We start from the raw sequence: 17,734 nt of genomic DNA on the forward strand, positions 1-17,734 counted from the left end.
TCACTACGTTTAGCCGTTACTAGCCGGTTTGGATTCGGATAGCTGGAACGGCGTTTCCCGATACAATCCGGCATTTGGCAAATAAACCAAGCTGAATGAGCGCAATGGGCTGTTAGCGTAAACCGAGAATTCCGCGTAGGCTGATCGGTGGGCCAGGTCGACTTGTAGGATAAATTCTGTTAGTTGTTCTTGATCGGCTGACTTCGGATATGTTGGGCCTTCGAAGGGCTCCAAAATCGTTGTCGCGTGACGACATTATTCGGTTCCGCCATGCCAAACAAGTGGCATGGAACCGTGGCTGCGTGCGAGGTATCGACCAAAGATGTATATGTTGGAGGCGCATGGCGAGATCAGACAGCCAGCGAGCTCTTCAAATTGCGCCTTATCACTAGGTTCCCAAGTAGATTTCCGGTACCAACTAGGTCACAGGAGCAACGAGAAAGATGAAGAATTTAGTGTTGGGAAAGTGGAGTTCTATTTGTGATTCCGCAAAGCGGGAAACATTCCCCTGCATTTTGTCCTTCGCCGTCGGGATATTGTTATGGGCTGTGAGTCGACTGTTTTTCGTAGATCCGATATTCCACCAAGTCCTTCTGGCTAGGTATGGCAGCTTTTTAAAGATAGCTGCACCATCCGCACCCTATGCTATCTACGCTTTGACAATCGCAGGTGCGATTGTATTGATGGCATCATTCAAGATAGCTGCCCTTTCCTGGCGTGCCCTGAAATCGTGGTTTGCTGGCGTCTATTCCGGCATGCCAGTTGTTTCCTTCTTTGCTGCACTTCTCTTTTGTGCAACTGAGACAAAAGCTCTCCATGTCAGAGCCTTTTGGTCTGCCGTTTGTGTACTGTTTGGCTGTTTTGCCAGTTATGTGCTCAAGCGCAAGGCTCTTTCTAAGTCTAAACTCTCGGCTGACCCCAAAGACTTCAGCGTTGGTAAGGAACCTATAAGTCGCAAGACTATGCCGTCGGAATTTGACGAGCCAATCGATGCGTGGGAAGACGATCTACTGGGAAGGGCGCCACTGATAGAGATCGTGTCGATTAAGCTCCTGGTAGCGATGAAGCCAGTAATTGCGCTGAATGGAAAACTAGGTGTCGGAAAGACGTCACTGCTCAATCTGCTTCGACGCCATCTCAAAGGCAGAGCCATCGTCGTATACTTTAGCACTTGGCTTCCGGGCTCCGAAGAGACCCTCGTCAAGTATCTTCTCTCTGATATCGCTGCCGAATGCCGGAAGCAATACATAGTCCCGGGGCTCAGGCATGGTTCCAGAAGACTGGCAAATGCACTTGCAAAAAGTGTTCCCCATCTGCAAGGGGCCGTCGAACTCATACCGGCATCAACGCAGCGCGACGACATTGAAGGCCTGAAACAGGCGCTATGCAGACTGCCCAAGCGGGTTGTGGTTTTACTTGACGAGATTGATCGAATGCAGCAGCAGGAGATCGCTTCCTTACTGAAGATGCTCAGAGGCATATCGGCCCTGCCCAATCTGAGTTTTGTCTGCGCACTCGACATAGACAAGATACTGGAAACTGCAAAGCTCCAGAATAATCAAGATCAAAAGGAATACTTCGAAAAGTTTTTTGTTGAAATAATCCCAATCTCAGAACCAGAGATAGATACCTTGCACGAGCTTGGAGCGCATGCAATAGTGCGTTCATTTGAACGCACAGACTGGTTTGCTTCAAAGGCGGAAGAGAGCGACCTTCAGAAAAAGGTCGAGGATCTATGGGATGAATGCATAGCTCCGTTCTGTACTAACCTTAGAAAGGTTGGGCTGCTCGCGAACGACGTGCACGCGACCGCCGCGCTGCTACGACGGGAGGCTAATCCAACCGACCTGGTATTGATTCAGACCCTACGTCGCTTTTCGCCTGCCGTGTACGACCTCATCAGCAAGAATTCATTAACGCTCTCGGGGCAGGTTACCAATATCTCGAAGTACCGCCCTATATCGGACGAGGAAAAGAGGACGATCGAGAAAAATCTAGTTGGAGATATCGATAAACTCTCCACTGAACCTGACGAAAAAGAGGCCGTAGCGAAAATACTCTCAGAGCTATTTCCACTCTATCGGGGACTCGATGGACGATTGAACATCGTTCGGAACACGGTGCGTGACACTCCTGAAAAAGATAGGGGCGTCCAGAACCCGGCCATGTTTGACGCCTATTTTCGGTATGAGCTTCCGAGAGACGTGTTCAGCGTGGTTAGGCTAGAACGGATTCTGGACTCCCTAAACGGCGCACAAAACCAGCAGCAAGCGAACCAGGTCCTTGTGGACGCTCTCGATTCGATGAAACCTGGTTCCGGCAAGAGAGCTGATTTTCTCTATAAGCTCTCGCAGGCAGCCTCGTCGTTGCCCCAAAGCGGCGCGAAAATGCTTGCATTTTCCGCCATGGAATGCGCTGATAGATATGCATACGATCCAAGCTTCGGCATATTTGGGGAATCGTACTATGCATATCAAACAGTGGTTGTGGCGCTACTGAAGATAGCGGAGTCAGATCGCCATCAGATGGTCAGAGAGTGTATAGGAAGAACGACCAATGACGCTATGGCATTTGCCTTACTTGCGGAACTGACAAGCAGTGAGAGACTTGAAAAGCGGGGCGATGTTTCCTTGTTTATACCGGTTTCTGATCTCTATAACGCCTTTATTCTTCGCATGCGGACGCGATTTGGAGAGGAGGCAGACGCGTCTGATCCTAAGCTGCTTGCGACATCAAGCCGGCTCGCCTTCAACTATTGGGGCTTGCCACAGCCATCTGACAACAAGATTTCGGTAAGTCCAGAGGACCGTAAACTTCAGGAGTTCTTCTGGATAAGGCATGTCGGAACCAGCAAGAAGGTCTTGGCGGAGACATTCGACAGGTTCTTTCTTCCAATGATGCGTTACACGTCTGATCCGACAGCGCTCGTCGAGAACTTTATCTCCATTCCAAGTCTTCGCAAACTATACGAAGAAGCAACCAACGAAGAAGGGCTCACTAAGGAGAGTCAAGGGGCACTCAGGAGGCTTTCAAATCTCCTGGACGGGAAATACCGTGACGAAGTCCCAATGGACGAATGGAAGGAATAGCAAACGCTGTGGCTGGAGCATGACGTGCCGGCGCTAGCATTATCCGTTGACAATCGTGGCTCGGGCGCTCTTGGGGCTAGGACTGACAGGGCCGTTCTGGCATCAAGCAAATCTGCGGGATGGATTCGTACCAGCAAACGCCCATGTCCGCTAGAGGGTTTCTCGGATAACGGTAAATCGCCTTTGCGCTCACCGAGGCTGATTACTACCGGCAAGTTACCCAGTGTCTACTGTATTGTCCATGAGCAAGCCTCGATTGCCGGTATTGTGTATGTCAGAGCCACGACATCTTTTGTCCTTCACTCGTGTGTTCTGCATTCACTCAAAACTGTCTCCATCATTGCTGGCGGCATAATCGCGGAGTGTATCCGTAGTTGGACACTCCCGGCAACGGCAAGCTGCAAGGTAATTATTTGCCGACAGAATGCTCTGTTATACCGGAAACAGCGTCGGCTGTTCTTCGGCAATATTTTTGTACTTGCGATGGTACGCTCGGACGAAAGCGTTCACGAGTTTGGAGTCGTCACCTCGACGAATGGCCGTGTGCGTGTCCAGCAATAGTGGGGCATGAGTCAACGGGCGGCAAGTGATACCGGGCGCGTACATGTACTGAGTCAATCCCTGAGTTGAGAACGAAATGCCGAGGCCAGTTGTGACCATATAGACCACTTCTTGCGGAGACAAAATATGATGCAGCTCCCGGATATTGATACCCAGTGATTTTGTCAGGTCCATAAGATTCTGGTAGAGAATAGGATGCGCACTTTCCTGGAGTACGATCCAGCAATCTTCTTCGAAGTCTGTGAGTGATACTGTGCTTTTACTCGCGGCGGGATGATGTTCAGGCATTACGGCGTGGAGCGGAGCTTTTGACAGGAATGTGTATAGAAGGCTCTCTGTTTGAACAGGGCGCGTGATGATTGCCATATTCAATACGCCGTCCAGAAGTTTTTGGGTCAAAATGGGCGCAACGTCGGTCGTGGTTTCCACCCTGAGCTTTGGAAACTGCGGCAGGTGAACTTGGAACAGCAGCGAGAGCAAGCGCGGGTCGATGTAAGGCGAATGACCGACGAGCAAAATATGCTCCTTACCCTCGTATGTCATCTGGCCGCGATGAATACCAAGTTTGATGTGCTGTTTGGCTTGGCGAAACTCATTGACAAGTTCGGTTCCGGCCTCGGTAAACACAACTTGCTTGCTGTTGCGGTCGCAGATCGGGAAGCCGACAATTCCTTCCACCTGCTCAATCTGGCGGCTCAAAGTGGATTGGACCAGATTCAACTGGATTGCCGCACGAGTAAAATTCAGAGCCTCAGCCAAAGCCAGTATGGCCTCGATATGTCGCGTCTCAATAGCAACTGGCATAACGCACTCCTGGTTTGGGGATAACCAAGACTGGAGATGGCAGATGATCTCCAGAGCCGCTTACGATTCCAGTGTCCTGACGCCAGCGCGTTCAACGCCCATGGGCACATCTGGCCCACCAATAAAGTGGGTAGTAGCAATTGATGGACCAAATCATGCGACAGAATTTGCGCTTGTAACAGGTTGCAAAATAAGCACTTGTATTACTAAGGCCGAGTTGCGAAAAGGATTACGGCTATGTAAAAATTACCCGGAAGAGAAAATTTTACCTGCTGACAGATTGATTTTCCAGACGAAGCTTTATTAACACCGAAGGCGACAGAATCGCTTTACTCACCATTACGACCCTCGATGCCGTCGAAGATGATCGCAATGACGGCGTCGACGAAATCCATCGATAGAACAGCATTTTCGTACGGCACCAGAAACCGATGGTAGATTGCGCCATAGAGGGCATCCAGGATAACGTCAGGGTCTAGATCCGGTCTCAGCTCTCCATGATGCATTCCTCTTTCAAGGATTTCTCGGGCAATTTGCCTTCGCGGCTCTACCCAATTCATCTCAACCGCGCGACGTAAACTCTCGTCAGTTTGCGCCCGTCCGATCAGGGTTCTGAGAGTCCGTCCGTGACGTCCGCGGTAGACCCGGACGAGTAGCTTCATTGCGGCAGCGAAGGTTTCCCGAACCGTTGACTTCTCAACAATCGGTGCATCCTTTGTTACTTCTGAAAGGAAGGCATCCATGACAATCGCGGAAATGTTCGGCCACCGGCGGTAGATCGTCGTCTTCGCAATCCCGGAACGAGCTGAGATTTTCTCTACCGTAAGGGCTTCAAAGCCAATCTCTTCGCCAAGCTCCAACACGTTACGAAGGATCAGCGCAGTTGCCTTCGCTCCTCGCCGTCGTACCGGCTCATTCCCCCGCTCTAATACACCAGCATTTTTGCCCATGAGCTTTTAAATTGCGTCCTTTCGGCAGCTCTTGAATCAGAGTACTATAGCTACGTAGCGTAGCGATAGGAGAAATATGAGTATGCGCACGAGTTTTGCAGAGTTGCCTTTTTCTGGCAAGGTGGTCATCGTTACGGGAGCCGCCAGTGGCATCGGTCTGGCGACGACACAATTGTTTCTCGCTCAGGGGGCAATGGTAGTTGCAGAGGATATCAACCCTGAGATCGAAAAGCAGTTTGCTGATATGTCGACTGTCGCTACTCTAGTTGGCGATGTTTCCAAGGAAGAGACGGCAGTGCAAGCCGTTCGGCTTGCAAAGGAGCGGTTTGGGCGGGTCGATATTCTCGTCAACAACGCCGGTCGTATCGTCTACAGGCCCGCAGTCGAGATGTCGCTGGAAGACTGGAATTCGATCATGGACGTCACCTCGACAGGAGTCTTCCTTCACTCCCGTGAAGCACTGAAAGCAATGATTCCGAACAAGAGCGGAGCGATCATCAACATCGGATCGTATGCCTGTTTTCAGACCTTTCCCGGCATCAGCGCCTATGCTGCCGCCAAGGGAGCTCTCGCGCAACTCACGCGAACCTTCGCCCTAGAGGCGATCGATCACGGTATCCGGGTGAATGGTGTGGGCTCAGGTGACGTGGTTACCAATCTCCTGAATACCTTTAGGCCAGATGGTCGCGAATTTCTCGCCCAGCATGGCAGGAACGCACCCATCAAGCGGTCGGCGAGGCCGGAGGAAATCGCTGAGGTCGTGGCATTTCTAGCGTCAGACAAGGCCAGCTTCATTGTGGGTGCCATGGTGATGGCAGACGGCGGTATGAGCATTGCCATCCCAAGTGAATAGAAGTGTCCACGCGTGAGATCTGGCAATGGCGTTCACTGATGCAGTACGAGGAGGCGCGAGAGATCGCGAACATCGTTTTGTGTACAGAACTATTACAATGTAGCGCATCGCGAAGACGACACCTTCATCGACCAGCTTGAAGCTGCTGGTGTGGCCTACGTTCCGTTAGGAGGTTTCTCGCCCGTTCAATCGTCAGTTCTGGACAAGGCCGCAACCTCTCTGGAGCAGACGCCGCTTGCGGTCGCTTTGGCCTGGCTGCTACAGCGCGCGTCAAATGTCCTTCTAATTCCAGGCACAACGTCCGCAGAACACCACTTTAGTGACCGCGCGGTTCAACCCGCCGACTTCCAACCCACCACCTTACAGGTGGTGGTGGTTGAGATGGATCAAAAATCTTCAGCTATGCGTGGGAGGAATACCCGTATTCCCAAAAATCATTGGACGCAAGGGCGGCTTCCGATGGACCGTAGAAGCACCATGAGGTCGGAACTCTGGCGCTGGTTGCGCCGTTTTTCCGAACCGTCAAATATCGCCATCGACGGAGGAATCTTCCCCATGATTCTGGAAACCCTGCAGAAGCGCGAAACCATCATGAATATCCACGAGGTCGCCACCTTGCTTGGCCTCAGTGAATCTTTGATCTATCGTATGGCCGCAGCCGGCCAAATTCCCACCGTTCGTTTCTCTGCGGCCGTGCGTTTCGATCCTTCCGAGCTGGCAGTCTGGTACGAAAGCCGCCTTCATCCTTCCGTCGGCAAAAAAGCGCCAACTTCGCAACGGCCAATCGTGAACCAGATGCAGATTGCAAGCTGACCCGCTGCCGGCTTTCGTCAACGACTACGTCGGCAGAAACCTACTCAGCTTGCGGAGCATATTCCGCCAGCAGGCTTGAATTGATTTTGTGGAGCACATCCTTGCTTCGCACAGCCTTGAGATAAACCATGGTCGATGCCAGATCGCTGTGGCCCAACCAGAGCTGAAGCGTGCGAATGTCACAGACACCTTCCTGCAAATTACGCGTGGCGAAAGTGTGCCTGAACTTGTGCAAGAAATACTTCGAGCAGTACGGTCCATCCGAGCAACGGTTCCCGTGGCGGCTGATGCACGTCCCACAATTCAGACCGGCCCGGCGAGCTACCCATTTGAGCTTGAGTTCGTGTTTGGTGTCCGGTGATCCCGACTGAGTTGGAAAGACGAGTTGATGGGGGTTCGGCACCTGATTTTTCTGATGGCGCTGCAAAGCGGCAATCAAGCTGGCCGGAACAGGAACTTCGCGCTCCTCTTTGTCCTTGGGGCGGAAGTCCCACACCGTCTTGCTGGTCACCCTCAATACGCTTCGCCGGAAGTCCACATCGGGCCAAGTGAGATACCGCATCTCCTTTTCGCGGAAGCCGGAAAGCAGGTATGCGCTGAAAAGTAAATGCTCCGGGGGATTGCACGCCGCGAAAAGTGCTGTCAACTCTTCCGGTTCGTAAATTACTCGAATCGAATCCACGTACGCCGGCCAGTCGAACTTTTTCAGCAGGCCGGTTATTCCTTGCAGCTTGAGGAAGGAGACCAGAATACTCACGCGATTGTAGGCTGTCCGAGGGGCGCACCCGACCTTGTACTGGTAGCGAATGTATTCGAGCAAGTCCTCGCGCTGCACTTCGGAGACGTAACGCTTCTTGCAGGTTGCGACGAACTGCCCCAAGCTAAATTTGTACGCCATGTACGTCTTCTTTTCCCGCTGAGGCGGCTTGATGTCTTCGAGGTAATCCGCTGCGGCATCGGCGAGCGTTATGCCAGGCGATGCCTGCTCTGGAGTCTCTGCGATCAGAACTCCAGCTTTCGCGGCTTGAAGTTCCAGGAACTTGCGCCGCGCCCAATCCAGCACATCAGCTTTGTCGGGCACAGGTTCGCGGGAGCGGGATTTTCCCTCGCGCCACTCAAGGTAGTACGTTCCCTCGGGGTGGACTTCGACCGCGCCCTTAATGCGGACCTTGTCCTTCAATTTTCCATTGGATTCGACGACGGCAGGGTAAAAATTCCAAGCGCCATCCACCTTGATCTTTTTGAGGATGTTGACGCGCTGGGTAGGACCGTAGCTGGAAACGACTTTTGCCATGGTGGGGACTCCAAAAGCGCCAATTTAGCGCTTTATGGATACCATTGTGGACACCAAGGAAGATAAAGTCAATAGAATCAATATATGGCGGAGAGGGGGAGATTCGAACTCCCGATAGAGTTACCCCTATGTCTGATTTCGAGTCAGGTGCATTCAACCAGGCTCTGCCACCTCTCCGACTTCTTTAGTTTACTGAGAATGCTGGTTTTGTGCAATGGTCTCAGGGGGTTCCGGGAAATTCCCTGTGGAAACCTGCTAAGTTTTTGTGTTTAGTAGGGATAGAGCGAATCTGAGGGGGCACGGGCAGGCTGGAATGGACGCTTCGGGGCTACTCCAGCAGGCCTTCCTGCAGCACGTAGCGAATGACCTCAAAGTTGTTGGAGAAGCTCATTTTGTTCAGAATGCGCTCGCGATAGGTGCTGACGGTCTTCACGCTCAGGTCGAGGGTGCGGCCGATCTCCACCGTCGATTTGCCGCTGCCGATCATGCGCAGAATTTCAAACTCCCGGTTGGAGAGCGTTTCATGCAGGGGGCCCTGTTCCTGGCTGGTGATGCTGCGTGCAACCTGTGCCGCGACGTGCCGGGAAATGTAGGGGATGCCATTCGCGGCATAGCGTTCTTCGGGTGCATGCTGAGCAGCAGAACGGGGAGTTTTTCGCGGAGCTTGTGAATCTCTACTAGCGCCTCCAGGCCGTTCATGCCGGGCAGCGTGAGGTCGAGCAGCACAACATTTACGTCGACGGGGGTGCTGAGAATCTCTAGCTGTGACTTACAGCAGGCTACACGAAGTCCGCTGTAAATTCTGCCGGGAAATCTCCTACACGGCGCTCTTTTTTACCTGTATTTACTGCACCAGTTCGCTGAAGACCGCTGCCAGCCGCTCCAAATTGCGGGGCAGGTTATAGCGCTCAACGATGCGTTTGCGGCCGTTTTTGGCTAGCCGCTGGCGCAACTTTGGGTCGTCCATCAGCCGACGCAAGGCGTGGGTGAGCGATTCCCGATCAGAGGGCGGCACCAGCAGGCCATCCTGGCCGTCGCGGATCATCTCTGGAATGCCGTTGATGTGGGTGGTTACGCAGGGAATTTCCATGGCCATGGCCTCCATCAGCACTACCGGGAGTCCTTCGGCAAAGCTGGCGATGGCAAAGGCGTCGGCCTGGGCGTAAAACGAGCGGATGCGGTCCTGATTCACCGGGCCTTCGAAGATGATGCACTCCGGGTGGTCGAGCCGGGAGGTGTGTACGTGCAGGGTTTCGTCATCGGGCCCGCTGCCCACCAGCCGCAGACGCACCTTGCGGCCCTCGGCCACCAGCTGCCCGACGGCGTCGATGAGCATGTGTTGTCCCTTGGTGGCCACCAGACGGCCAACGCAGAGAATCTCAAAGACATCCGGAGCCTCACGTTCGGGCCGGGGAGTGAACTGTTCAACGTCCACGCCTAGCGGCGTCACTACCATCTTGTGCCAATACATATAGGCCGAGTGTTTCATCATCTGGCTGCGGGCAAAGGAGCTGATGCAGCAGAGGAAGTCCGCCGCCGCGGCCTTGCGGCCCAGCAACTGGCGTTCGGCGTCATAGAATTCGTCGGGGCCGTGCACGGTGATCGAGTAGCCAAAACCGAAGATGGTTTTTACATAGAGCCCGACGGTAGCCGCCTGCGAGGCCAAGTGCACATGCAGGTGGGTCAGATCTTTTTTCTGCATCCAGCGGCCTACCATCAGCGCTTCGGTAAAGTACATGGCGTGATAAAACCACTGGCGCAGGTCGAGTCCGGCCAGCCGGCCCACCAGCTCCATACCGCACCCATAGCCTTTGCTGTGGTGGTAGAGCGTCTTCAAGTGCGCCACAAGAGCGCCGCGCACGCTGTGGCGTTTGACGCAGTAGGTGTGGGCGGCTTCTGCGGCTTCGTCGGCCGTCATGGCCTCTGTTGACCGGTCGGGCGGATTGATGGATGCGGTTTCGATCTGGAAGCCGAGCGCCCGTAACCCAAGCACCTCCCGCAGCACAAAGATCATGGAAAGCGTTGGATAGGTGCTGACCAGATAGGCCAGCCTGCGCGGGTGCGGAGCGGGGCTGGCGGTTTTGGTCTGTCGTTTGTCGGGCATGCACACACTCCCACCGGAAAACACAGGACTGCCGCTCCATCATAGCTTTTGCGGCTGTGGCTTTCGGGCAAAAAAGAGCGACTTGGCCCGGGGCTGCTCCGGGTTGAACCATGAAGGCAAACAGGCAGAGGCAATGCCGTGCCGGATGAACCAGCAATGGGCAAGCTATTCAGGGTAAAATCACATCTTCCAGCGCCTTTGGGTGCAGGCCGAGGACCAAAACTGCCTCGGCGGAAGAGCCTGTGCTGTTGTGCCGTGCTCAGGCTTCGGCGGGCGGACAGGATCTGCTGGTTTGCAGCTGCGGGAGGGGGAGATTGCTGCAAAGCATCTCTCCGCAAAACAGAAGCGGGTCAATGGGGCTATTTGTTGACGCGAGATCAGGAAGCGCAGCCCTGCAAGTGGACTGCTCCTGCAAAGCAAGAGGAGAGATGCTCTGTGATGATGGAATTTCACATTGCCAGAAGCGCCCGTCAGCGCTATCAGTTCGATGAGTCCCTGTTCGGCTTCAACGGCAATGTGGTTCTTGCCAACATGCCGGCCTGCCGCGAGTTTGCCTATCGCATGAACCAGGTGCGCAATGTGGAACAGCATCCCGAGCTAGCGGTGCACGCCGGGCAGCTTTACGCCATGGGCCTGATCGACGAGGCCAGCCATGTAGTGATGGCGCGCTATCGTGAGCAGTTCGACCCCGAGGTGATGAACGCCGCGCTCAGTTGGTTTGCCGTCAAGGTAGGCACCAAGCCGCTCGACGAACTTCTGCTGGCCTTTGTGGAGCAGTTTCCCGGCCAGAGCGTCTTGCGTGGGCAAGAGACTCCGGCCCAGTGGTTGGCAGGGGAGTGCGACGGCCAGCCGAATCGCGCGGCCGCGCTGGAAGAGTTGTTGATGCTGCATCTGGCCAATCGCAACCCCGCCTTCAAGCCCTTTGCCGAGCTCTTTGAAGACAAATTGCTGGCCGAGAAGACGGCCTACCGCCAGCTTGCCAGCAAAGCTCCCGAATACTTTGCCACCCGTCCGCTGATCCCGTTGCCCGATGCGGTTCCGGTCAATCTCTACGATCTGCTGAGCGTTCCTGCGCTTAATGCGCCCGAGTCGCTTGGCGAGCAGTTGAAGCTGATCCGCAAGCTCTGGAAGCCGCTGATTGGCCACTCCCTCGATCATTTTCTGGAGCTGGCCGGTGAGATTCTGCATGAGGAAGAGCTGGCCATCTGGATGCAGTTCAACCCGCCTGCCGCCTCTGCCCGCGCCGCTGCTGAGGCAGCCGCACGCAAGCGCTGGGAGAGCGGCCAACACCTGGGCGGAGGTCCGGTGGCCACGGCGGAAGTGCCCACCTTTGGCGATCCGGCCCATGAGTACGAGAAGTTCTCGCCCGATCAGGCCTGGATGCCGACGGCCGTGCTCATTGCCAAAAGCACCTACGTCTGGCTGGCCCAGCTCAGCCGCCAGCATGGCCGGCACATTGGCCGTCTGGACGAAATTCCCGATGAAGCGCTGGCCGAGCTGGCCGGTCGGGGCATGAATTCGCTGTGGCTGATCGGCATCTGGGAGCGCAGCCGCGCCTCCAAGACCATCAAGCAGCTTTGCGGCAATCACGACGCCGTGGCCTCGGCCTACTCGCTCTTCGATTACCGCATTGCCGACGATCTGGGTGGCGAGGCGGCCTACATCAACCTGCGGGATCGCGCCTTCCGCCACGGTCTGCGGCTGGCCAGTGACATGGTGCCTAACCACATGGGCATCGATTCGCCCTGGGTCGTCGAGCATCCCGACTGGTTCATCTCCCGTTGGGAGTCGCCCTACCCGACCTACAGCTTCAATGGGCCGGATCTGTCCAGCGATCCACGGGTCGAAATCAAGATTGACGATCATTATTACGAGCAGTCCGATGCCGCCGTGGTCTTCCGCCGCGTGGACCGCTCCAGCGGAGAAACCCGCTACATCTACCACGGCAACGACGGCACCAGCTTTCCCTGGAACGATACGGCGCAGCTCGACTACCTGAATCCGGCCGTCCGTGAGCAGGTGATTCAGGCCATTCTGCATGTGGCCCGGCTCTTTCCCGTGATTCGCTTTGATGCCGCCATGACGCTGGCCAAGCGCCATTTTCATCGCCTCTGGTTTCCAGGTCCCGGCACCTCGGGCGCGATTCCATCCCGCGCTGAGTCCGGTATGAGCGATCAGCAATTCGATCAGGCCATGCCGCTGGAGTTCTGGCGCGAGGTGGTGGACCGCGTGGCCACCGAGGTTCCCGGCACGCTTCTCCTCGCCGAGGCCTTTTGGCTGATGGAGGGCTACTTTGTCCGTACTCTCGGCATGCACCGCGTCTACAACTCGGCCTTCATGGTGATGCTGCGCGACGAGGACAATGCCAAGTACCGTCAGGTGATCAAGAACACCATCGAGTTCGACCCCGACATCCTCAAGCGCTACGTGAACTTTATGTCGAATCCTGATGAGCGCACAGCAATTGACCAGTTTGGCAAGGGCGACAAATGCTTCGGCGTGGCCATCATGATGTCCACCTTGCCCGGCCTGCCCATGTTTGGCCACGGACAGGTGGAGGGCTTTACCGAGAAGTACGGCATGGAGTATCGCTGGCCGCGCTATCAGGAAGATCCCGACCACTGGCTGGTGGAGCGCCATCAGCGCCAGATTGCCCCGCTGCTTGAGCGTCGCTGGCTCTTTGCCGAAAGCGCCAACTTCCTGCTCTACGACTTCTATCAGGGCGATGGCCATGTGAACGAAGACGTCTTCGCCTACTCCAACCGTAGCGGCAGTGAGCGGGCTCTGGTCGTCTTCCATAATCGCTACGCCACGGCCTCGGGAACCATCGACAACTCGGCTGCCTACGCCGACAAGGCTGCTGGGCAGTTGCGTCAGCGCCGGTTGGCGGAAGGCCTTGGCCTCAGCGGCGACCGCTCCATGGTTCTGGCCTATCGTGACTCGCTCTCTGGTCTGGAGTATCTGATTCGCGCCTCCGATCTGCTGGATCGTGGCCTGAATCTGACCTTGAATGCCTACCAGTGCCACGTCTTTCTGGACTGGCGGGAGCTGAGGAGCACGACACTGGAGCCCTGGGACCGTCTCTCCGACGAGTTGGCCGGACGCGGCGTGCCCAATCTGCATGAAGAGTTGTTGCAACTGGAGTTGCAGTCGGTGCACAAGGCGCTCAAGCGTCTGCTGGAGCCAGCGGTGTTGCGCCTGATGGCCGATGCGGCTGAGCCTGTGAGTCTTGTCAACAGTGCCCAGCACGCCGAGCGTGAAAGCCAGTTTCTTGAAGAGGCCTGGGCGCGTTACGAGCAGTTTTTGCGGGTTGCGCAAAGGGCCTATGCCGAGCGGGTGCATAAGGCGCCTTCGGCTGGCTTCGATCACGCGTTGCTGGCTCCGCTCTTCCGCCAGCGGTTGCGTACGGCCTTGCGTTTGCCGCTGCTGGAGGCGCTTTCGCCCGCTCCCTGGAGCAACGCGGCGCGGCATGTACTGCCCAGCTACAGCCCTTTGCGCGACGCCGCCAGCCTGTGGGCACCGGTGCTGGCCTGCTGTGTGCTGGAAGAACTGGCTGAATCCGTGGATGCGCTGCGGCCCGAGTGCGCGGCCATCCATCTGTTTGAAAGTTTGCGCTTGCGTACGCCACTCGGGGAGGCATTTGCCGCCTTCGGCTTCGAAGGCGAGGACGCCTGGAGGGCCGCAGCCCGCGTCAAGGTGCTGCTGGTCTCTTCTGCGGCCAATGCCGCCGCGAATTCCACAGCCGCCGCCACTGCCACGCCAGCCGAAGCAGCGCTGCCTGCGTCTGCAAGCGAAGGCTGTGCGGCGCATCCTCCGGAGCTCTGGCTGGATCCCGATGTACGCTGGCTGGCCGGCGTGCATGAAGATGATGGCAGTGTCTATCTGGTGCATGAGGCCTACGAAGAGCTGCTCTGGTGGCTGCAGCTTCCTGCTTTGCTGCAGGTGGCGGCGCAGCGCATTCCCAATCCGCTGCAGGTGGAGCAGATCGCCCACGCCGTGGAAGAGGCTTTGGCCAGGGCCGAAGCTGCCGACTATCGAGTGCACCGGCTTGACGGCTCGAAGGAAGCAGACGCAGTAGAGGCGGAAGGAATTCTGTCCGCGCAAGAAGTCCCGGAAGACGAACCCAAGCCCACACCGCAACCCGAGCTTGCTGCCGAAACTGCTTCTGCGGCTGTTGCCGATACAGCCGCTGCTGAGGTAGATACTGAGGTTGATGTGGCAGACGCTAATACGCCGTAGGCGTAATACAGGTTAGCCCCACGTTTCAACGTGGGGGTACGCGGCAGCAGCGACGAACAAAGTCCCGTAGGGACGGCGCAATCCAGCCTGAACTCCCTGCTGTGTCACGCGCAGCCATTGGCCCCACCGCAGGTGTCACGCGCAGCAGTTGGCCCTACCGCAGGTGTCACGCGCAGCCATTGGCCCCACCGCAGGTGTCACGCGCAGCAGTTGGCCCCACCGCAGGTGTCACGCGCAGCCATTGGCCCCACCGCAGGTGGTCCAACCCGCACCTGCAGAGGGATGCGAATACGACCGGATCAAATTTGCAGGATGAATGTAATGGTTTACGAAGAATTCGTCGTCTCAAGGAAGCATTGGAAGTAGTAGACGGCTGCTCCTGATAGGAAGCCTCTCAGTTGAACAACGCGTACGCCGCATCCTTACTATAAGGATGCGGCGTTTTTTTACTCTCTGCACCTTATGGGCCGGGCCGCGCATCTGTAGTTTGTGCCTGAGTCTGTTCCCGCAAGGGGCGGACCGGAGCGAAGCGTTTCAAGAAAACGATAGACTGACATCATGACCAAGCGAATCGGAGTGCATCTGGGCACCACGGGCGGCGTATCGAATGCCGTGGATCGCGCCGTGGAGATCGGCGCCAACACCTTTCAGATTTTTTCGTCGAGCCCCCGCATGTGGCGCGCTCCCAAGGTCGACCCCAAGCAGGCCGCCCGCATGAAGGAACTGCGCGCCAAACATGACGTAGGCCCGCTGGTCATTCACACCAGCTACCTGGTGAACCTCTGCAGCCAGACCGAAGAGGTGCGCGAAAAGAGCGTGGTCGCCTTCCGGGGCGAGATCGAACGTGCTCTCACCCTTGGCGCTGAGCATCTGGTGCTGCATCCCGGCTCGTGGAAGGGTCTGACGCGCGAAGAGGGCCTCAGCCATGCGGCCGAATCCATCACCCGCGCCATCGACGGCTTGCCCTGGCAGGGAACCAACTTCAATGTGCTGATCGAAAATACGGCGGGATCGGAATTTTCGCTGGGCGGCAGCTTTGAGCAGGTGGCCGAACTGGTTTCCCGCCTGCGTGCCTCGGCTCCGGTGAATGTCTGCCTCGACACTTGCCACACCCACGTTGCGGGCTACGATCTGGTCACGCCGGAAGGCTACGAGGAGACGATGCGGCAGATCGCCGCGACCGTCGGTTTTGATGCCGTCAAGGTCTGGCACTGCAACGACGCCAAAGCTGCCCGCGGCTCCAAACTTGACCGCCATGAGCACATTGGCGAAGGCACCATGGGTGTGGAACCCTTCCGCCGCCTGCTGAACGACCCGCGCTTTGCCCACTCCGCCTTCGAGGCCGAAACCCCAGTCGACGCGCCCAATGACGATGAGCGCGACGTTCGGGCGCTCAAAGCGCTGGTGGTTTAATTCGAACGTTCCTACCACGCAATAGGCGGATCAGGCCTCGGTGCCTGATCCGTTCATACCCCCAGCCGGAAACCCTTGGCACTGTGCTCCAGATCGACGGCTAACCGGCTTAGGTCATTGCAGGCCCGGGCGGTTTGCTCACTTGTGGAATGGGCGTATTCGCTGAAGCTTGAGATGCCCCTCATGGATTCTGAAATCTGTCCGGAAACCTGACTTTGCTGGTCGACGGAGTCCGTGATCTGGCGGACAATCTGCTCTTCTACCTGTATCAGGTTCACAATATTGTCGAGTGCATCGCTGCAGACGCTGACTTTTTCCGTCAGCTGGTTTACCTGCTGGCGTCTTTGCTCCATCATTGTTTGTGCCGCCGCTGAGTCGTTCTGGATGTTGCTGATCCTTCCGCTGATTTCCTGTGTGGCCACAGTCGTGCGCTCGGCCAGCCGCCGTACTTCGTTGGCGACCACGGCAAAGCCCCGGCCCTGTTCGCCAGCGCGGGCGGCTTCAATGGCTGCATTTAGGGCTAGCAGATTGGTTTGACTTGCAATCTGCTCGATTACGCTCAGTACCTGACCGATCTGGCTGGAGCTCTGGCCCAGCCTTTCGATCTGCTGGGAAGCCTCATTGGCCATCCGGGTGGACTGTTCGAGTACCTGTCGCGTTTCCTGCACGACCTGCGTGCCATGGTTGGCTGCGCCTCGGGAAGACTCGTTGGTAGACCAGCGCAATGTCCTGATAGAGCGCCGAGTTGATGCGTACCACGCGCAGGGTGTGGAAGGCCAAGGACGGCAGATGCGGTCATGATGCTCAGCTTGACCGCAAATCTCAGGTTGCTCAGAAACCCCATTGATGAATCCTCCATGGAGTAAATGGAATCCGCGAAGTTTTCGCTGATGCTGGCCCGCGTCTTCGGCAATTCGCCGGAGTTCTGGCTGAATGTGCAGCGCCGGACGGATTTATGGGAAGCTTTGCACACGCCCAAACGGCGGCAGCGGATTGAACAGGCGCGGGCCCTGCAGGTGGTTGGCTAGATGCTATAAGTGTGAGAACGATGCACCGTAAGGCCGGATCATTTTTCGTACACCTTGCCGCGATGTGCGACTCGCAGGACCAGCACCACCAGCCGATTGTCCTCGAAACGGCAGATGAGGCGGTAGTCACCTATGCGATAGCGCCACAATCCCGCCAGATTCAGCCGTAAAGGCTTGCAGAACTGCTTCGGGTCGGTCGATCCTGCGATGCGCTCGCGCAGATACGAGAGAATCGACCTCTGGATTTCAGCGGAAAGCTTGCGTAATTCGCGGCGGGCGCGGTCGTCGAACTCTACTGTCCAGCAGGGAAGGGCTGCGCTGTTTTCAGGGGCAGGATCGGCGGCCATGCTCAGGCTTTCTGGTCAGCGTCTTGCTCCAGTTCGTCCAGAGTCCAGCGGCGGGCGGGATTTTCCAGCCGGTAAAGCGCTGTATATCTTTCTTCGATCTCGTCCAAATGGGCTTCGAGCGCCTGACGCACGTAATAGCTCTTGGGCCGGCCGGTCAGCCGGGCCAGATTGTCGAGCCTCACTTCCATTTCTTCGGGTACACGGACGGCCAGCATGGGGCACCTCGTATAATCTGTCAT

16 protein-coding genes and 1 tRNA gene are annotated in these 17,734 nt (G+C 56.5%); 7 read left to right on the forward strand and 10 right to left on the reverse strand.

Annotated features, from left to right (window positions below; translation table 11 throughout):
* Nucleotides 1-443 precede the first annotated feature (443 nt).
* Nucleotides 444-3,089 carry a KAP family P-loop NTPase fold protein gene (locus ACOBR2_RS08785; RefSeq protein ID WP_420239642.1) on the forward strand — a complete coding sequence of 882 codons (2,646 nt, stop codon included), beginning with the start codon at nt 444-446 and terminating at the stop codon, nt 3,087-3,089.
* 432 nt (nt 3,090-3,521) lie between these two features.
* On the opposite strand, the gene ACOBR2_RS08790 is transcribed toward ACOBR2_RS08785, so the two are convergent.
* Nucleotides 3,522-4,454: a LysR family transcriptional regulator gene (locus ACOBR2_RS08790; RefSeq protein WP_420239643.1), complete on the reverse strand. Its 933-nt coding sequence runs from the start codon at nt 4,452-4,454 to the stop codon at nt 3,522-3,524.
* Between the two features lie 43 nt (nt 4,455-4,497).
* Here ACOBR2_RS08790 and ACOBR2_RS08795 point away from each other — a divergent pair, with 43 nt between their 5' ends.
* A complete protein-coding gene (locus tag ACOBR2_RS08795) occupies nt 4,498-4,761 on the forward strand; it encodes a hypothetical protein (RefSeq protein ID WP_420239644.1) in 264 nt (87 codons plus the stop codon).
* 22 nt (nt 4,762-4,783) lie between these two features.
* On the opposite strand, the gene ACOBR2_RS08800 is transcribed toward ACOBR2_RS08795, so the two are convergent.
* On the reverse strand, nt 4,784-5,404 hold the full coding sequence (locus ACOBR2_RS08800; RefSeq protein WP_420239645.1) for a TetR/AcrR family transcriptional regulator: 621 nt from the start codon (nt 5,402-5,404) through the stop codon (nt 4,784-4,786).
* A gap of 82 nt (nt 5,405-5,486) precedes the next feature.
* Between ACOBR2_RS08800 and ACOBR2_RS08805 the strand changes: the two genes are divergently transcribed.
* Both ACOBR2_RS08805 and ACOBR2_RS08810 read left to right on the forward strand, forming a co-directional pair.
* Nucleotides 5,487-6,257 (forward strand): SDR family NAD(P)-dependent oxidoreductase, encoded by a 771-nt coding sequence (locus ACOBR2_RS08805; RefSeq protein WP_420239646.1) that lies wholly within the window; start codon nt 5,487-5,489, stop codon nt 6,255-6,257.
* 477 nt (nt 6,258-6,734) lie between these two features.
* Complete coding sequence (locus ACOBR2_RS08810) at nt 6,735-7,070, forward strand: helix-turn-helix transcriptional regulator (protein ID WP_420239647.1); 336 nt, start codon at nt 6,735-6,737, stop codon at nt 7,068-7,070.
* A 40-nt stretch (nt 7,071-7,110) separates the two neighbouring features.
* Here the strand turns inward: ACOBR2_RS08810 and ACOBR2_RS08815 are convergent, their stop codons facing one another.
* From ACOBR2_RS08815 to ACOBR2_RS08835, 5 genes are all read right to left on the reverse strand, one after another.
* Complete coding sequence (locus tag ACOBR2_RS08815; RefSeq protein WP_420239648.1) at nt 7,111-8,364, reverse strand: tyrosine-type recombinase/integrase; 1,254 nt, start codon at nt 8,362-8,364, stop codon at nt 7,111-7,113.
* 85 nt (nt 8,365-8,449) lie between these two features.
* Nucleotides 8,450-8,541 (reverse strand) — tRNA-Ser (locus ACOBR2_RS08820).
* A gap of 151 nt (nt 8,542-8,692) precedes the next feature.
* Nucleotides 8,693-8,962, reverse strand: coding sequence for a response regulator transcription factor (locus ACOBR2_RS08825; protein WP_420239997.1), 270 nt, complete (start codon nt 8,960-8,962; stop codon nt 8,693-8,695).
* Nucleotides 8,848-9,165 carry a response regulator gene (locus ACOBR2_RS08830; RefSeq protein WP_420239998.1) on the reverse strand — a complete coding sequence of 106 codons (318 nt, stop codon included), beginning with the start codon at nt 9,163-9,165 and terminating at the stop codon, nt 8,848-8,850. The genes ACOBR2_RS08825 and ACOBR2_RS08830 overlap by 115 nt, the downstream gene beginning before the upstream one ends.
* Nucleotides 9,166-9,208: 43 nt before the next feature.
* The gene (locus tag ACOBR2_RS08835; protein WP_420239649.1) at nt 9,209-10,468 is read right to left on the reverse strand and encodes a glycosyltransferase family 4 protein; all 1,260 of its coding nucleotides are present in this window, start codon (nt 10,466-10,468) and stop codon (nt 9,209-9,211) included.
* Nucleotides 10,469-10,906: 438 nt separating this feature from the next.
* On the opposite strand from ACOBR2_RS08835, the gene ACOBR2_RS08840 reads away from it, so the two are divergent.
* Both ACOBR2_RS08840 and ACOBR2_RS08845 read left to right on the forward strand, forming a co-directional pair.
* On the forward strand, nt 10,907-14,707 hold the full coding sequence (locus ACOBR2_RS08840) for an alpha-amylase family glycosyl hydrolase (protein WP_420239999.1): 3,801 nt from the start codon (nt 10,907-10,909) through the stop codon (nt 14,705-14,707).
* Between the two features lie 558 nt (nt 14,708-15,265).
* Entirely contained in the window at nt 15,266-16,120 is an 855-nt protein-coding gene (locus ACOBR2_RS08845; protein WP_420239650.1) for a deoxyribonuclease IV, read from the forward strand.
* 53 nt (nt 16,121-16,173) lie between these two features.
* Here ACOBR2_RS08845 and ACOBR2_RS08850 read toward each other — a convergent pair whose 3' ends face one another.
* Entirely contained in the window at nt 16,174-16,845 is a 672-nt protein-coding gene (locus ACOBR2_RS08850) for a methyl-accepting chemotaxis protein (RefSeq protein ID WP_420239651.1), read from the reverse strand.
* A 141-nt stretch (nt 16,846-16,986) separates the two neighbouring features.
* Between ACOBR2_RS08850 and ACOBR2_RS08855 the strand changes: the two genes are divergently transcribed.
* Entirely contained in the window at nt 16,987-17,148 is a 162-nt protein-coding gene (locus tag ACOBR2_RS08855; protein ID WP_420239652.1) for a hypothetical protein, read from the forward strand.
* Between the two features lie 38 nt (nt 17,149-17,186).
* On the opposite strand, the gene ACOBR2_RS08860 is transcribed toward ACOBR2_RS08855, so the two are convergent.
* Nucleotides 17,187-17,495 (reverse strand): type II toxin-antitoxin system RelE family toxin, encoded by a 309-nt coding sequence (locus ACOBR2_RS08860; RefSeq protein WP_420239653.1) that lies wholly within the window; start codon nt 17,493-17,495, stop codon nt 17,187-17,189.
* 2 nt (nt 17,496-17,497) lie between these two features.
* On the reverse strand, nt 17,498-17,734 hold the full coding sequence (relB, locus tag ACOBR2_RS08865) for a type II toxin-antitoxin system RelB family antitoxin (RefSeq protein WP_420239654.1): 237 nt from the start codon (nt 17,732-17,734) through the stop codon (nt 17,498-17,500).

Origin of the sequence: Telmatobacter bradus (genome assembly GCF_048629425.1) — a bacterium.
Lineage (GTDB): Bacteria > Acidobacteriota > Terriglobia > Terriglobales > Acidobacteriaceae > Telmatobacter > Telmatobacter bradus.

Coding starts and splice junctions, on each gene's coding strand:
- ACOBR2_RS08785 (WP_420239642.1), top strand. CDS start 444: ATGAAGAATTTAGTGTTGGGAAAGTGGAGTTCTATTTGTGATTCCGCA.
- ACOBR2_RS08790 (WP_420239643.1), bottom strand. CDS start 4,454: ATGCCAGTTGCTATTGAGACGCGACATATCGAGGCCATACTGGCTTTG.
- ACOBR2_RS08795 (WP_420239644.1), top strand. CDS start 4,498: ATGATCTCCAGAGCCGCTTACGATTCCAGTGTCCTGACGCCAGCGCGT.
- ACOBR2_RS08800 (WP_420239645.1), bottom strand. CDS start 5,404: ATGGGCAAAAATGCTGGTGTATTAGAGCGGGGGAATGAGCCGGTACGA.
- ACOBR2_RS08805 (WP_420239646.1), top strand. CDS start 5,487: ATGCGCACGAGTTTTGCAGAGTTGCCTTTTTCTGGCAAGGTGGTCATC.
- ACOBR2_RS08810 (WP_420239647.1), top strand. CDS start 6,735: ATGAGGTCGGAACTCTGGCGCTGGTTGCGCCGTTTTTCCGAACCGTCA.
- ACOBR2_RS08815 (WP_420239648.1), bottom strand. CDS start 8,364: ATGGCAAAAGTCGTTTCCAGCTACGGTCCTACCCAGCGCGTCAACATC.
- ACOBR2_RS08835 (WP_420239649.1), bottom strand. CDS start 10,468: ATGCCCGACAAACGACAGACCAAAACCGCCAGCCCCGCTCCGCACCCG.
- ACOBR2_RS08840 (WP_420239999.1), top strand. CDS start 10,907: ATGATGGAATTTCACATTGCCAGAAGCGCCCGTCAGCGCTATCAGTTC.
- ACOBR2_RS08845 (WP_420239650.1), top strand. CDS start 15,266: ATGACCAAGCGAATCGGAGTGCATCTGGGCACCACGGGCGGCGTATCG.
- ACOBR2_RS08855 (WP_420239652.1), top strand. CDS start 16,987: ATGGAATCCGCGAAGTTTTCGCTGATGCTGGCCCGCGTCTTCGGCAAT.
- ACOBR2_RS08860 (WP_420239653.1), bottom strand. CDS start 17,495: ATGGCCGCCGATCCTGCCCCTGAAAACAGCGCAGCCCTTCCCTGCTGG.
- relB (WP_420239654.1), bottom strand. CDS start 17,734: ATGACAGATTATACGAGGTGCCCCATGCTGGCCGTCCGTGTACCCGAA.